At 67.2% G+C, this 14777-nt stretch carries 14 protein-coding genes; 6 read left to right on the top strand and 8 right to left on the bottom strand.

The annotated features are described in order from the left end of the window. Positions 1–1404 (top strand): aldehyde dehydrogenase family protein, encoded by a 1404-nt coding sequence (locus CIK77_RS08925; protein ID WP_170934004.1) that lies wholly within the window; start codon positions 1–3, stop codon positions 1402–1404. A gap of 40 nt (positions 1405–1444) precedes the next feature. Then, positions 1445–2164 carry a FadR/GntR family transcriptional regulator gene (locus tag CIK77_RS08920; protein WP_087053457.1) on the top strand — a complete coding sequence of 240 codons (720 nt, stop codon included), beginning with the start codon at positions 1445–1447 and terminating at the stop codon, positions 2162–2164. 117 nt (positions 2165–2281) lie between these two features. Here the strand turns inward: CIK77_RS08920 and CIK77_RS08915 are convergent, their stop codons facing one another. Together CIK77_RS08915 and CIK77_RS08910 are read right to left on the bottom strand one after the other, a co-directional pair. Further along, positions 2282–2752 carry an aminoacyl-tRNA deacylase gene (locus CIK77_RS08915; RefSeq protein WP_087053458.1) on the bottom strand — a complete coding sequence of 157 codons (471 nt, stop codon included), beginning with the start codon at positions 2750–2752 and terminating at the stop codon, positions 2282–2284. A gap of 114 nt (positions 2753–2866) precedes the next feature. Next, positions 2867–3379 (bottom strand): hypothetical protein, encoded by a 513-nt coding sequence (locus tag CIK77_RS08910; RefSeq protein ID WP_087053459.1) that lies wholly within the window; start codon positions 3377–3379, stop codon positions 2867–2869. 133 nt (positions 3380–3512) lie between these two features. Between CIK77_RS08910 and CIK77_RS08905 the strand changes: the two genes are divergently transcribed. Together CIK77_RS08905 and CIK77_RS08900 are read left to right on the top strand one after the other, a co-directional pair. Beyond that, a complete protein-coding gene (locus CIK77_RS08905) occupies positions 3513–4067 on the top strand; it encodes a peptidylprolyl isomerase (RefSeq protein WP_087053525.1) in 555 nt (184 codons plus the stop codon). A 19-nt stretch (positions 4068–4086) separates the two neighbouring features. Continuing rightward, a complete protein-coding gene (locus CIK77_RS08900) occupies positions 4087–5013 on the top strand; it encodes a rhomboid family intramembrane serine protease (RefSeq protein ID WP_087053460.1) in 927 nt (308 codons plus the stop codon). A 433-nt stretch (positions 5014–5446) separates the two neighbouring features. Here CIK77_RS08900 and CIK77_RS08895 read toward each other — a convergent pair whose 3' ends face one another. After that, positions 5447–5677, bottom strand: a complete 231-nt coding sequence (locus CIK77_RS08895; RefSeq protein WP_087053461.1) for a cell division protein CrgA — start codon at positions 5675–5677, stop codon at positions 5447–5449. 90 nt (positions 5678–5767) lie between these two features. Between CIK77_RS08895 and CIK77_RS08890 the strand changes: the two genes are divergently transcribed. Beyond that, positions 5768–6538: a class E sortase gene (locus CIK77_RS08890; RefSeq protein WP_087053526.1), complete on the top strand. Its 771-nt coding sequence runs from the start codon at positions 5768–5770 to the stop codon at positions 6536–6538. Then, positions 6538–6726, top strand: coding sequence for a hypothetical protein (locus CIK77_RS08885; RefSeq protein ID WP_087053462.1), 189 nt, complete (start codon positions 6538–6540; stop codon positions 6724–6726). The genes CIK77_RS08890 and CIK77_RS08885 overlap by 1 nt, the downstream gene beginning before the upstream one ends. A gap of 132 nt (positions 6727–6858) precedes the next feature. On the opposite strand, the gene pknB is transcribed toward CIK77_RS08885, so the two are convergent. The 5 genes from pknB to CIK77_RS08860 form a co-directional block, all read right to left on the bottom strand. Further along, complete coding sequence (gene pknB / locus CIK77_RS08880; RefSeq protein ID WP_087053463.1) at positions 6859–8547, bottom strand: Stk1 family PASTA domain-containing Ser/Thr kinase; 1689 nt, start codon at positions 8545–8547, stop codon at positions 6859–6861. A gap of 92 nt (positions 8548–8639) precedes the next feature. After that, complete coding sequence (locus CIK77_RS08875; protein ID WP_087053464.1) at positions 8640–10568, bottom strand: protein kinase domain-containing protein; 1929 nt, start codon at positions 10566–10568, stop codon at positions 8640–8642. Continuing rightward, entirely contained in the window at positions 10565–12031 is a 1467-nt protein-coding gene (locus tag CIK77_RS08870) for a peptidoglycan D,D-transpeptidase FtsI family protein (protein WP_087053465.1), read from the bottom strand. The genes CIK77_RS08875 and CIK77_RS08870 overlap by 4 nt, the downstream gene beginning before the upstream one ends. Before the next feature lie 34 nt (positions 12032–12065). Beyond that, the gene (locus CIK77_RS08865) at positions 12066–13436 is read right to left on the bottom strand and encodes an FtsW/RodA/SpoVE family cell cycle protein (protein ID WP_087053466.1); all 1371 of its coding nucleotides are present in this window, start codon (positions 13434–13436) and stop codon (positions 12066–12068) included. Beyond that, positions 13433–14773: a PP2C family protein-serine/threonine phosphatase gene (locus tag CIK77_RS08860; RefSeq protein ID WP_087053467.1), complete on the bottom strand. Its 1341-nt coding sequence runs from the start codon at positions 14771–14773 to the stop codon at positions 13433–13435. Before CIK77_RS08860 ends, CIK77_RS08865 begins: the two co-directional genes overlap by 4 nt. Positions 14774–14777 lie beyond the last annotated feature (4 nt).

Genomic DNA, 14777 nt, shown 5'->3' with positions numbered 1-14777 from the left:
ATGACCACCACAGAGATCCCCGAGCTGATCGTCCGCGCCAGCGCGGCCCAGAGGATCGCCGCGAGCTACGACCAAGAACAAGTGCGTCGCATAGCCGGCGCGATCGGATGGCTCGCGGTCCAGCGCGCTTCGGACTGGGCCGAGATGGTCTTCGCGGAGACGCGCTTGGGTGATGTGGCCAGCAAGGTGACGCGCACCTCGACGCGCGCTCGCGTGCTGATGCGCGACTACCAGGCGGCGCGGACGGTCGGCGTGATCGAGACGGACGAGGCGAGGAGCCTGGTCAAGATCGGCAAGCCGGTCGGCGTCGTCGCCGCGCTCGTGCCGACTACGGTGCCGGAGGGTGTCGTATTCATCGGCGCGATGAACGCGATCATGGGTCGCAATGCGACGGTCTTCTCGCCGCATCCGCGTGCCAAGGGCAGTACGGCCCGGATCGTGGCGGAGCTGCGAGAACTGCTGCGACGACTGAATGTCCCGGAGGATCTGCTTCTGTGCATCGAGAGCCCGAGCGTGGACAAGACCAACGAGCTGATGAGCGGCGCCGACCTGGTGGTCGCAACAGGGGGTGCGCCGATGGTGAAGGCTGCGTACTCTTCGGGGACGCCTGCGTACGGGGTCGGGGCGGGCAATGCCGTCGCCGTCGCAGACGAGACAGCGGATCTCGACCACGTCGCATCCGAGATCGCCTCATCGCAACGCAGCGATCTCGCAATCGGGTGTTCGACTGAGAATGCGGCCGTCGTCGTGTCGGACGTGTACGAGGACGCCATTGCTGCCTTCCGGCGTGCGGGTGCCCACGTGTGCACGTCGGAGGAGAAGGAGCGACTCCGGTCGGTGCTCTTCGCGGACGGCCACCTGAACGCTGACCTGATCTGCAAACCGGCCGGAGTGATCGCCGAGGCTGCGGGAATCGATCTCGCGAACGGTGAGGACTGGCTGATCGTCGAGGAGTCGGGCTTCGGCAGGGAGTTCCCCTTCTCCGGCGAGAAGCTTTCAGTGGTCGTCGCGCTCTACCGCGCAAACGGCTTCGACGACGCGATCGATATCGTCAACGGTGTCCACGCGTACAGCGGCGCCGGTCACTCCTGCGGTATCTACTCGGCGGACAACGAGCGGGTGATGCGGTTCGCAGAGAGCACGAACACCGTCCGCGTCGCGGTCGGCCAGGCGACGACGAAGTCGAACGCTGGCGGCTGGACCACGGGCATGCCGCTCACGATCAATCTGGGCTGCGGCACGTGGGGAGGCAACATCGCATCAGAGAACGTGACGTGGAAGCACTACATCAACACCACGTGGGTCGCGCGCCCGATCGAGAATCCCGTGATCCCGTCGGATGGGGAGCTGTTCGGTAGCCTTGTCGATGAGCCCGATCTGTTTGTCGGCTACGGCGCCTTGTGAGGACGGCGACGGGACGGGCGGCTCGAGAAAGTGAGGCGCCATGACCGAGGAACCGCCGTCGACGCCCCCGGACCCGCCCGAAATCCCATTCGCGGATGAGCTGGTCGGTCGATTGATCCGTCGGCTCTCCTCGCTCCGCGAGGGCGAGCGGCTGCCGAGCGAGCGCGCCCTCGCCGATACGCTCGGGGTGAGCCGAACAGCGCTGCGCGACCGTCTGATGCGCCTGGAAGCGATCGGCGTCGTGGAACGCAGGGCAGGATCCGGCACCTACTTGCGGGGGCTGTCGTCTCGTATGACCAGCGACACCCTCGCGATGGGGATGCTCGTGAACAACCTGAACCCGGGGTCGATGATGCCCGTGCGCCGTGCGCTCGAACGCGAAGCAGCGCGGCAGGCGGCGATGCGCATCGATCACATCAACCTGGCGCACATGGCGGTGGCCCTGGACCGGATGGCCTCATCCGTCGATGACGGTGCGTTCCGGGAGGCCGATCACGCCTTTCACACGGCGCTCATCGCCGCATCTGGCGTGCCAGGGCTGGAGTTCTTCGGCGAGATGCTTCGGGACATCCTGTGGGCGACAGTGCGCGAAGTGCCGCTCGCGGAGCGCGTATCTCAGCTGACTGACCTTCACGTCGATATCTACCAGGCCGTGCGCGACTCAGATCCGGATGCCGCGATGCGCGCCGTGGACGTGCACTTCGACTGGTTCGACGGCGCGATCGCGCGCGGCACCATCAGCGGCGGTGAGAGTTCCTGAACACGACTGTCGGCGTGTATGTCCGTTCGCCGTCGGCAGCGTGTGGTGAGCACCGATTGACGTACCTGGTCCACAGCGCGATCAGGCGTTGTATCCGGCGCGAGGTCGGGACCGTGATCAGATCGCGTCGGTGATGTCGGCGATCGTCGCCTCGAGTGCGTCGATCAGGGCGTCGGCGTCGACGTAGAGCGCCTTGCCGTGCGCCCCTGCCCCCATCGAGACGTGCTTTCCTCGCATGCGCTCATCGGCATACACGGGCCACGCCGTCGTTGAGCCGAGCGGCACGATCGTTCCGCGCTCGAAGCCCGTCGCTTCGAGCGCGAGCTCTGCCTCCGGCAGTCGCAGCTTGTTGACCCCGACGACGCCGCGCAGCTTCGACCACGAGATCGAGCGGTCGCCGGGAACCAGGGCGAAATAATAGGCGTCGCCCTTCCCTTTCACGACCAATGACTTCACGATGTCGGCCGGGGTGACTCCGCGCAGCCGTGCCGCCTCTTCGAGAGATGCCGCATTCGGCGTCTGCTCGATCCGCACATCGAGGCCCAGCGACTCGGCGGCCGCGCGCACCCGATCGGAACGATCCGTCATCCGATTCCCCTCTCACCAACCTGTGCTGCGCCGGATGCCCGTGGCGGCATCCGGCGTGCGAAAGAAGCCCCACCGTCGCGGCGAAGCGATCGACGGTGGGGCTTTCTCAGCGCTTTACGCGTCAGGGGCCGACAGCGGGTCGTCGGCGACCCACAGCTCGTCGTCCGCGCGGAGCGTCTGCCAGGCGACGAACGCGATGCCGAACGCGGCACCGAGGCCCAGAAGAACGGCGAGTACGGGGCCTGTCTTGCGCTTCTTCTTCGGCGGCTCGACGATCACCGTGCGTCCGGTGGCCTGTCGCGCCGCGTCCCATGCGCCGGCCGCACGGCCGACGAGCGAGCCGACGGCGGGGAGGACGCGGTTGTCGAGCGTCTTCTTGGACGCCGCGTAGCCGCGCTCCGCATAGGGGCGCGCCCGGTCGACGTAGGGGGAGAGGTATTCGTCGTACTTCTCCTGAGCGGCGGGAGCCAGCCGCTCGCGCCCGAAGCGCTTGGCCTGCTTCCCGACGACGCGTGCCAGGGCAGCGGCATCGCCGGCGACAACCTGCTGCTTCTCCCACAGCTCTGCTGCCGACTTCTGGAGCTTCTTGAGCTCCTTTTTCTGCTTCTTGCTCGGGCTGAGGCTCACAGTGCCCTCCCTGATCGCTGACGGAACCGGTCAATCCATATCCTGCCACGGGAAGTGTTACCGCGCCGAGATAGTGACGAATCTCGCAGGGATCGGAGCAACCCCATAGCCGGAACCTGAAAGAATGGACGGCATGGCTCTTCACACTGCAGTTGCAACCCTCCACACGAACCACGGCGACATCGTCGTCAACCTCTACGGCGACCACGCGCCGAAGACGGTGAAGAACTTCACGGGCCTCGCGGACGGCTCGCAGGAGTGGACCGACCCCCGCACGGACGAGAAGGGCGAAGGCCCCCTCTACAAGGACGTCATCTTCCACCGCATCATCCCGGGCTTCATGATCCAGGGCGGCGACCCGCTCGGTCAGGGCATCGGCGGCCCTGGCTACAACTTCGACGACGAGATCCACCCCGAACTGGGCTTCAACGAGCCCTACGTGCTCGCTATGGCGAACGCCGGCAAGCGCCCCGACGCGTTCGGCAAGCTCTCCGGCACGAACGGCTCGCAGTTCTTCATCACGACCGGCCCGACGCCGCACCTGCACGGCAAGCACACCGTCTTCGGTGCGGTCGCCGATGACGACTCGAAGCGCGTCGTCGACGCCATCTCAGCAGTTCCCACCGGCGCGCAGGATCGTCCGACCTCGGACGTCGTGATCACGTCGGTCGACATCGCCGCGGTCTGACCGCGAGCGCTGACCGCACGTGAGTACGGGAGACTTCGCGAGCAACCGCGACAACTACTGCTATCGGCATCCGAAGCGCCAGAGCTTCGTGCTGTGCCAGCGGTGCGCGCGGACCATCTGCGGCGAATGTCAGACCCAGGCGTCGGTCGGCTTCATTTGCCCCGAGTGCATCAAGGAGCAGCGCAAGAACCGCAGCCCCGCCATCAAGCGCGCCCAGCGCCGGTGGCGGGGCAGGGGCGGCGGGGTCGCGGCGCTGACGGGCGGCGGCACTCGCGGGATGATGTGGATCTTCATCCTCACCGCCGTGCTGTTCCTCGTCGACTGGGCCGGCCAGGCGGGCGGGCTGTCGATCAGGCGGTTCCTGATGTTCGATGCCCCGGACATCTATCCCACGATTCCGGCACTCGCCGGCCTGGCGCCGGAGATGGGCCCGTTCCAGCCATGGCGAATCCTCACCGTGGCGCTCACGCACGGCGGGTTCATGCATCTGCTGCTGAACATGCTCGCGCTGTGGATGATCGGCCGCCAGCTCGAGCCGCTTCTCGGTACGGGTCGCTTCGTGACGACATATCTGCTCAGCACGGCAGGCGGATCGGCCGCAGCGGCAGTCCTGGCGATCACGACGCCCGTCGTCGGCGCATCCGGGGCGATCTTCGGCCTGTTCGGCTGTCTGCTGGTGATCGGCAGGCACCTGGGAGCCAACATGACGGGCATGATCGTCGTGCTCGGCATCAACCTCGTGCTCGGCTTCATTCCGGGGATGAACGTGTCGTGGCAGTCGCACGTCGGCGGTCTCGCGGTCGGTGCGCTCTGCGGCCTCGTCTTCACGCGTACGCGCCGGCGAGACCAGCGTTCGAAGCAGTACCTCGGGCTCGGCGCCATCGGCGTCGGTCTCGTCGCCCTGTTCTGCCTGCAGCCCCTCCTCGGCTACGTCGCGCTGACCTGAGCGGTCGAACAACCGCGGCACATCGACTCAGCGGCCGGACTCGTCTCACCAGACGGGTCCGGCCGCTTCTGCATGCGCTGAGGGCTCATCCACAGGACGCGAGGGCGCCGTCGCCCGCCGCGGCGCGGATGTGAGCTCGTGCGCGGGTCGGCGCCGGTCGATTCGTCCACCGTTTCTCCACACTTTTTCCTCGTTTTCCACCGCGACGAGGTGGTTTGTCCACTGTCCTACGAGGGTTTTCCCCGGAGTTATCCACAGGATTGTCCCCATCTGGGGAGAATCACACACGTGTTATTCACGCCTGGGGAGAGCCCTGTGGATGAATCACATGGGTGTAGTTCGATCAGCTGCGTTGAGGAAGGCGCAAGGCGCCCTTCGGCGCGGGGTACGAAAAAACCCCGCCACGGAGGGCGGGGTTCGTTCGAAGCGTGTGTCAGCGCCAGCGCGTCGTCATCAGGAATCCGATGAAGGCGATGCCGAAACCGATCATGAGGTTCCACGCGCCGATGTCGGGGATGGGGAACTGCTGGTCGGTGAGGTAGAACACGATGATCCACACGAGCCCCAGCAGCATGAATCCCACCATGATGGGCTTGAACCACACGGGGTTGGGGGCGCCGGCGCCAGCGGGGCGCTCTGGTGTCTCGTCGGTCTCACGTGCCATGCCGACAGTCTACTGGGGGATGCGTCCGCCGCGGAACCAGCAGGCCGCCGTGGCGGATTCGCAGAGGTTGAGCACTCTAAGATGGTGACCATGACGGACCAGCCGCTGACGCGCGTCGCGGCGCGCAAGCAGAGGAAACCGCGTCGCCGAGTGAGCGTGATCGGCGTGATCGGCGAGCTGTTCATCACCGCTGGCGTCGTGCTGCTGCTTTTCGTGGCGTGGCAGCTGTGGATCGGCGACATGATCTACGGAGCCGAACGCAATCAGCAGGGCAATGAGCTGTCGCAGCAGTGGGCGCAGCAGGCGACGGATGACGACGACTCGTCGTCCGATGGTTCCGGCGACTCGGACGCCGAACCGCCAGCCGTCGCTGCTCCCGGCGAGGGCGAACGCTTCGGGGTCATGCACGTGCCGCGATGGGGAGACGACTACGCCATGCCGATGGCAGGCGGCACGACCCGGCCCATCACGCTCGATCCGATCGGCATCGGGCACTACAACGAAACCGAGCTGCCCGGCGAGGTCGGCAACTTCGCGCTCGCCGGCCACCGCACCACCTTCGGCAAGCCGTTCGCGGAGATCGCGACGCTGCACGCGGGCGACGCGATCGTCGTCGAGACCGAGGCCGGTTGGTACACGTACCGCTTCCGGACACTCGAGTACGTCCGCCCGGACGAGACCGACGTGCTGCTCGATGTGCCGCAGAGCCCAGAGGTTCCCGCGAACGGGCGCTACATCACGTTGACGGCCTGCTCGCCCAAGTACTCGCTCGCCGAGCGCATCGTCGCCTACGGTGTGTTCGACTCGTTCCAGCCGCGCTCCGATGGCGAGCCGGAATCGCTGACGGAAGGGGCGGCCTGATGTACGGTGCGCTGTGGCGTGTGCTTCCCGGTCCGTGGTGGGTGCGGCTGCTGATTCTCCTCGCCCTGATCGCGGCTGCGCTGTACGGGCTGTTCTTCTACGCGTTCCCGTGGATCGCCTCGAACTACGTGCCGGACAACGGCGTGATCGACGAGTCGGCAGCGACCATCGCCGCCTATCTGGCATAGACGGCTACGGTCGCCGAAGCACAGCGTCGGCTCCCTCATCCCGGGACGCGTACGCGATTGGGCTTCGAAGGCGGGCACGCGCCGAGCGCCGGCCTCGCCCGCGGTGCCTCGGAACATGAGGCCCGCCCGGCGTCACTCGCCTGAGCAGTAGCGCAGGTTGATCTCCGAAGCGATCTTCGTGTCGCCGGCGCCGATCGACTGTGCGACGACCGTCGCCGGGTCGGTGGCGGCGCACGAGTCGTCGCCAGCGGACGCGACCGTGAGCCCGAGAGCCTCCAGGTCGCGGGTGGCGCTGTCGACGGTGAAGCCGGTGTAGTCGCTGATAGCCACCTCACCGGTGGCCACGACGAGATTGATCGTCGACCCGATCAGCACTTCATCTCCGGCGGTTGCGCTTGCAGAGAGCACTCGGCCCTTCTCCGCCTCCGGATCGTTGCGCGGTGCGACGAGGCCGACCTTCAGCCCTGCGTCCTTCAGCTCCTGCTGGGCCGCCTCCTGCGACGTGCCCACCAGCTCGGGCACGGCCACGACCTCGTGGCCGCCCGAGACGACGACAGTGATCCGAGTACCGGGTCGGAGCGACGTGCCGGCGACAGGATCGGTCCGGATGACCGCGCCCTCTTCGATCTCACGGCTCTGCTCCGTGACCGCCGCAACGGCGAGCCCCAGATCGCTGAGCTCCTCGACGGCCTCCTCGTGCTGGGCTTCGACGAGCTCGGGTACGACCACAGCGTTGGTCGGATCCGCCGAGAACGGCTGCAGCGAGATCACCCAGATGAGCATCGAGATCACGATCACGGCGATGAACGCCACAGCGGCCCAGATCCACGCCACGGGGGGTCCTGACTGTGTGCGGACCATGGTGGTGTCACTGGAGAGCTGGCGCAGAGAACGCTGCGTCTCCTGTGCGTGCCGCGGATTCGCGCCGTACAGGGCGTCGGTGAGCTTGCCGATCGCGCGCTTGGACGGCTCGCGTCCGCTGGTGGCCGCGTCGAGGGCTTCGCGGAACGTCGCCGCGTCGGGGAAGCGCTGGAACGGGTCCTTCGCGAGGGCTCGCAGCACGACGGCGTCGAGCGCACCAGGCGAATCGGAGTTCAGCCGGCTCGGAACGGCCGGGGTCTCGCTGACGTGCTGGTAGGCGACCGCCACGGGCGATTCGCCTTCGAACGGCGGACGGCCCGTCAACAGCTCGTAGAGCACGACGCCGACCGAATAGATGTCGGTGCGCGCGTCTACGGTCTCGCTCTTGGCCTGTTCCGGCGAGAAGTAGTTCGCGGTGCCGAGCACAGCGGCGGCCTCAGCGACGGTTGCCGCGTTGTCCGACACTGCCCGTGAGATGCCGAAGTCCATCACCTTCACACCGGACTCGGTGACCATGATGTTCGCGGGCTTGATATCGCGGTGCACGACGCCGGCGCGATGCGCGTAGGCGAGCGCTTCGAGGACGCCGTCGACATAGGCCACGGCGTCGCCGCTGGGAACGGGGCCGCGAGCGACGAGATCGGACAGGAGCGTTCCCTGCACGTACTCCATGACGATGAACGGTGTGGTGACATCGCGCGAGCCGACCCGCTCGGTCGCCTCTCCCGTGTCGTAGACGCGGACGATCGACGGATGCGCCATGCGCGAAGCCGACTGAGCCTCCATGCGGAAGCGGTGGCGGAAGACCTTGTCGCCCGCGTGCTCTCGCTTCAGGATCTTGATCGCGACGGCCCGACCGAGCTTCTCGTCGGTGCCTCGGTGGACTGTGGCCATCCCGCCCTCGCCGATGACGTCTTCGACGCGGTAGCGACCGGCGAGAACACGATTCTCAGGCGACACAGAAGGTTCCCCCCTTCGACAACCAGCTCACAGAATAACCGAGCGCACGCGACTGCCCCTGAGAGAGAGCAGGGGGAGAGGTCTCGTCCGGATCACGAATCGAGATCGATGCCATCCGTGTCGGTGTCTGCCGGAGCGATGATGTCGGCGCTAGTGGGCGGCGAGGAGCCGGACTCCTCCTCGCCGAAGACGGCGAAGTACGACACCACGACGCTGCGCCCGGCGGAGCCCGTGACGGTGAAGTCCGCGCTCAGCTCCCCCGGGTCGAAGGTCTGGGTCGACCGACCGTTACTGAACTGGGCGTTCTCCAGCTCCACGACGTACCCGGTCAGGGTGGCGCCTTCCGGGCGGTACTCCGCCCAGTTGACCGTTCCGGTCGCGTCGGTCTCGAACTCAGTGGCGCTCAGCGTCGGCCCGTTCGCCGGCGCGCCGAGGTCCACGACTTCGACATCGCCGTACACCGTCGCCTCGACGGTGGTTCCCATCGGCACGCTGCCGCTCTCGGAGAGCTGGTAGACGTTGTCGACCTCGCTCTCCTCACCGGCCGGATCACCGGTCGCGCAGGTCAGCGTGATGCCCGCCTCCTCGGCGATGCCGGTGGCCACGTCGCAGGTCTTGCCGACCAGGCCGAGCGCATCGACGTCGACTGTCGCCATCTCGCCGTACACCGTTGCTTCGACCTGCGATCCGGCGGGCACGCTGTCGTCGGAGAGCTGGTAGATGGTGCCGGCCTGGCCCTCCTCGGTCGCCGCGTCGCCCGTCGTGCAGCTCAGCTCGATGTCTGCCTGCTCCGCTGCGATGATGCCGGTGGCTTCATCGCACGTCTTGCCGATCAGCTCCAGGGCGGCCACATCGACGTCGGGCGGAGTCGTCTCGGTCGCCGTGGCGCTCGGCGATGTCGGCGCAGGGTCAGCGTTCAGCGAGTTCGACACCAGCGCCCAGATGGTGCCGCCGACGGCGATGACCAGCAGTGCGATCAGTGCGATCAGCGGCCACGTCCACGGGCTGCGCTTCTTCTTCGGCTCCTCCGCCTCGTCTTCCGCGTCTTCCTCGTCACCGTTCACCGGCGCGGGCAGCGGGTTGGTCGCCGGGAGCAATTGGGTCTTCTCGCCGTCCGACGTGTCGAGCAGCTGGGTGAAGCTGTCGTCGTCCAGTGCTGCGGAGTCGGCGATCGCAGGCACCGCAGCCGCGGCCGCGGAGATGTCACCCCGGCGCAGGGCCGCGCACGCGCGGGAGACGGCGGCTGCCGATGAAGGGCGGTCCTCCGGCTTCTTCGCGATCATCGCGAAGATGAGGTTCTTCACCGGCTGCGGGATCTCCGCAGGCAGAGGCGGCGCCTGGTCGTTGATCTGCGCCATCGCGATGGCGACCTGCGACTCGCCGGTGAACGGGCGCTTGCCCGCCACCGACTCGTACGCGACGATGCCCAGCGAATAGATGTCCGTCGACGGGCTGGCCGGATGGCCTGAGGCCTGTTCGGGCGAGAGGTACTGCACGGTGCCCATCACCTGACCGGTCGCGGTCAGCGGCACCTGATCGGCGATGCGCGCGATGCCGAAGTCGGTGATCTTCACCCTGCCGTCCGGAGTGATCAGCAGGTTGCCCGGCTTGATGTCGCGGTGCACGAGGCCCGCCGCGTGCGCGGCCTGCAGCGCCGAAGCCGTCTGCGCGATGATGTCGAGCACGCGGTTCGGCTCGAGAGACGTCTCCCGCTCGAGGATCGTCGAGAGCGCCTCGCCAGGCACGAGCTCCATCACGAGGAACGCGGAGCCGTCCTCCTCGCCGTAGTCGAAGACGCTCGCGATGCCCTCGTGGTTGACGAGTGCGGCGTGCCTGGCCTCGGCGCGGAAGCGCTCGAGGAAGCCAGGATCCCCCATGTACTCGTCCTTGAGGATCTTGATCGCGACCGTGCGCCCGATGACGTGATCGGTCGCCTCCCAGACCTCGCCCATGCCGCCGATCGCGACGCGCGAGCTCAGTTCATAGCGACCGCCGAACGTCACACCCTGTGTTGGCCTCATCTGCCCAGCACCGCCTCCATGACCTGTTTCGCGATAGGCGCCGCGATCGCATTTCCTGAACCTGATTGCTCCTGGCCGCCGCCGTCTTCGACAACGACCGCGACCGCAACCTCTGGGTCGTCCGATGGCGCGAACCCCGTGAACCACAGGCTGTACGGCTCGCCTTCACTGTTCTCCGCCGTGCCCGTCTTACCGCCCACGTCGACCCCGTCTATTCTTGCATTCGAAGCGACGCCGCTGCTCACGTTCGCCGTCATCATCTCCACCATCTCCGCGGCGAGGTCCGGAGCGAGCGCCTCGCCGAACTCCGTCGGCTGCGTCGTCTGCTGCGCGGACAGATCCGGGCCGACGACCTCGTCGACCATCGTCGGGTTCATGACCGCTCCTTCGTTCGCGAGTCCGGCGGTCACCATGGCGATCTGCAACGGCGTGGCGGTCACCTGACCCTGGCCGAATCCGGTCAGACCGGTCTGGGCGTCGTCGAGGCCGTCCGTCGGGTAGCTCGACTCCGTCGACGTCAGCGGCAGGTCGAAGCTCGCATTGAACCCGAACTTCTCGGCCTGCTCCTTGATCGCCTCATCGCCGAGCTCGACGGCGAGTTCGGCCATCGGAATGTTGCAGCTCAGCCGCAGCGCGTCGGCGATGGTCACCTCGTCGCCTGAACCGCACTTTCCGCGACCAGCGTTGCGCACGACGGATCCGGAACCTGGCAGCTCATATTCGGCGACGTTCGGCAGCTTCGAGTCCGGCGTGTAGTCGCCCGAGGCGAGGGCCGCCGCTGCGGTCACGATCTTGAAGGTCGACCCAGGCGGGTTCAGGTCGCCGCCGATCGCCCGGTTGAGCAGCGGCCGCGACGGATCGTCGATGAGCGCGTCGTAGGCCTCGTTCGTGGCCGCGTCGTCGTGCACCGCCAGCTGGTTCGCGTCGTACCCCGGCGTCGACACCATCGCAAGGACGCGTCCGGTGTCCGGTTCGATCGCGACGACGCCGCCTGTGTATCCGGCATTCGTCATCGCGTCGTACGCCGCGCGCTGGGCGGCAGGGTCGAGGCTCAGTTTGATGGACGACCCCCGCGGGTCCTGACCGGTGAGGACCCGCTCCAAGCGGGCGAACACCGCGGATGAGTCCGTACCGGAGAGCTCCTGCGTCATCGCGCTCTCGAGACCGGTCGCCGAGCGCAGCACCGGATTGAGATAGCCCGTGGCCGTCGACCACATCTGCGACTGCTCGTACTGGCGCTGCCATGCGTACAGGTCGTCGCTGGGCACGGAGGAGGCGATCTCCTCGCCTCCGGCGATGATCGACCCGCGCTGCACCTCGAAGCTGTCGTAGAGCGTGCGCTTGTTCTCCGAATGAGCGGCGAGGCTGTCGGACGTGACCGCCTGGATCACGCTGGTCGATACGAACAGCGTGAGGAACATCAGGATCACGATGGTCGTGAGGCGACGAAGTTCCTTGGTCATGCGGTCGCCTCCATCCGGATCGTCGTTCGACGCATCATCCGATCACCGCTTTCGGCTGTTGGCGTACGGCATCGCTGATGCGCAGGATCAGCGCGATGATGATCCAGTTCGCAAGCAGCGACGAGCCGCCCGCCGCGAGGAAGGGCGTCGTCAGCCCGGTCAGCGGCAGCACGCGCGTGACGCCGCCGACCATGATGAACACCTGCAGCGCCAGCGTGAAGGACAGCGCCGTGGTGAGGAGTTTGCCGAAGTCGTCCTGGCCGGCGATGCCGATGCGCAGGCCCCTGCCCACGAGTACGAGGTACATGGACAGGATCGCGAAGATGCCCACCAGGCCCAGCTCCTCGCCCAGCGACGGGATGATGTAGTCGCTCTGCGAGACCGGCGTCAGCCACGGGCGGCCCTGGCCGAGACCCGTGCCGAAGAATCCGCCGTGCGCGAGACCGAAGAGGCCCTGCACGAGCTGATAGCTGCCGCCTTCGCGGTCGTAGATCTCCTGGTCGAACGCGTTCAGCCAGTTGTCGAACCGCCAGCCGACGTACGTCATGAATCGCGAGGCGACGAAGGCGCCGCCGATGGCGAGGAAGACGCCGATGAGCATCCATCCGGTCTTGCCCGTCGCGACGTACAGGGTCGCGACGAACATGCCGAAGATCAGGATGCCCGTGCCGAGGTCGCGCTGGATCACGATGATGCCGAGCGAGACGATCCAGATCACGAGGACGGGGCCCAGCTCTCTGGCGCGCGGGAACGTGAGACCCAGCACGCGTCTGCCCGTCGTGGCGAGACTCTCACGGGTGCGCACCAGGTAGCCGGCGAAGAAGATCGCGAGGCAGATCTTCGCGATCTCGCCAGGCTGGAAGTTGAAGCCCGCGATCGAGATCCACACCTTCGCGTTGCCGCCGCCGTTGAGGAACGGGATGAACGGCAGCAGCAGGAGCACGATGCCGGCCAGGCCGAACAGGTACGTGTAGCGGAACAGGAGGCGGTAGTTCGACAGCAGCCAGACGAGTGCCCCCGCGAGCACCATCGACACGGCCGCGTAGACGATCTGGCTGGTGCCGGCCCCCGGGTTCGTGCCAGAGAGGCTGATGCGGTAGATCTCTGCGATGCCGAGGCCTGTGAGCAGGAATGCGATCGGCAGCACGAGGGGATCGGCATTGGGCGTCTTGATGCGCAGCACGACGTGAAGGGCGAGCGCCAGCAGTCCGAGCAGGCCGGACAGAATGAGCTCGCCGTACACCAGGGCGCCGAGGGCGCCGAGCTGCACGAGCGCCATCGCACCGGTGGAGAGCACGATCGAGAACAGCAGCAGGAGCAGCTCCCGATTGCGGCGCGGTGCCGGTCTGCGCACGCGGCGCAGCGCCTTCAGTACGGCGGTGTCGGCCGCGACGTCGTCGCTCATTCGTCCTCACCTCCCGAGGTCTCGCTCGGTTCGGGCGTCGAGCTGCCATCCGGATCCGGTGTCTCGGTCGGCTCCGGATCGATCTCGGCGGACTCGTCGTCGGCCGGCAGGTTGGCGCGCAGGCGTTCGACGATCTCCTCCGCGTGCTCGAGCGAGTGCGCCGTGATCGTCTGCTCGACGATGCGCAGGTTCGCCGGAGAGAGCCCGTCGAGCGGCACGTCGGTGTCTTCGTACGTCGAAGAGAACGAGATCGGGCCGGCGGTGGCCTGGATGCCCTGGTAGATGACGACGCTGTCCTCGTCGGTTCCGACGTAGTAGCGCGTCTGCGTCCACTGGGTGAAGCCCCAGAACGCCACGGCGACGGCGGCGGCGATCAGCACGATCGCCGAGATGCCGACGATGCGCCGACGCCTGGCGCGACGCTTGTCCTCCTCGATGAGCTCTTCGAGGTAGTCGGAGTCGGGCTCGAAGTGGCTCGGCTCGTTCGCTGCCTGGCTGCGGGGGTGCAGCCATCCGGTGCCGATTGTCGGACGGCGAGCGGACGGAACCTTGATTCCCTGCGGATTCGAGGCGGAGCCGACGACGGACGGAGCGCCCATGAGCACCGGATGGCGCCCGCCGACGTCGACGATCACGACCGTGACGTTGTCAGGCGCGCCGCCGTCGAGTGCCTGCTTGAGCAGAGCGTCCGCCGTGCGGCCCGGGGTGTCGTCGCGCCGCAGCGTGCGGTTCATGTGTGGTTCGTCGACGACTCCGGAGAGTCCGTCCGAGCACAGGATGAACCTGTCGCCCTGCTGGGTCGGCATGATGATCGTGTCGACCTCGGGGTGGGCGTCCATGTCGCCGAGCACGCGCATCAGCACCGAGCGGCGCGGGTGGTAGCGCGCCTCCTCGGGGGTGATCCGGCCCGAGTCGACCAGGCGCTGCACGAAGCTGTGGTCGGTGGTCACCTGGGTGAGGGAGTCGTTGCGCCAGAGGTAGATGCGTGAGTCGCCGATGTGGGCGATCACGGCGTAGTCGTCGACCATCGCGATCGCGCTGACCGTGGTGCCGAGGCCGGCGAGCTCTGGGCGGCGCTTGGCGATCTCGATCAGGTCGCCCGCCGTGGAGGCGACGGTTTCGCGCAGGGCGCTCTCGGCGTGCTGTGGCGACTCGTAGACGTGATCGAGGGGCTCGAGTTTGTGCACGGCGACGCTCGAGGCGACGTCGCCGCCCGCGTGCCCGCCCATGCCGTCGGCGACGACGAAGAGGTTGGAACCGGCATAGCCGGAGTCCTGGTTGTTCGACCTGACCTTGCCCGTGTGGGAGATCGCGGCGCTGGAGCCCTCGAAGACCATGCGG

Source organism: Microbacterium sp. JB110, from assembly GCF_003335195.1.
GTDB lineage: Bacteria > Actinomycetota > Actinomycetes > Actinomycetales > Microbacteriaceae > Microbacterium.
Note: the sequence above shows the minus strand (reverse complement) of the source record. Positions and strands in the feature narration are given on the sequence as shown.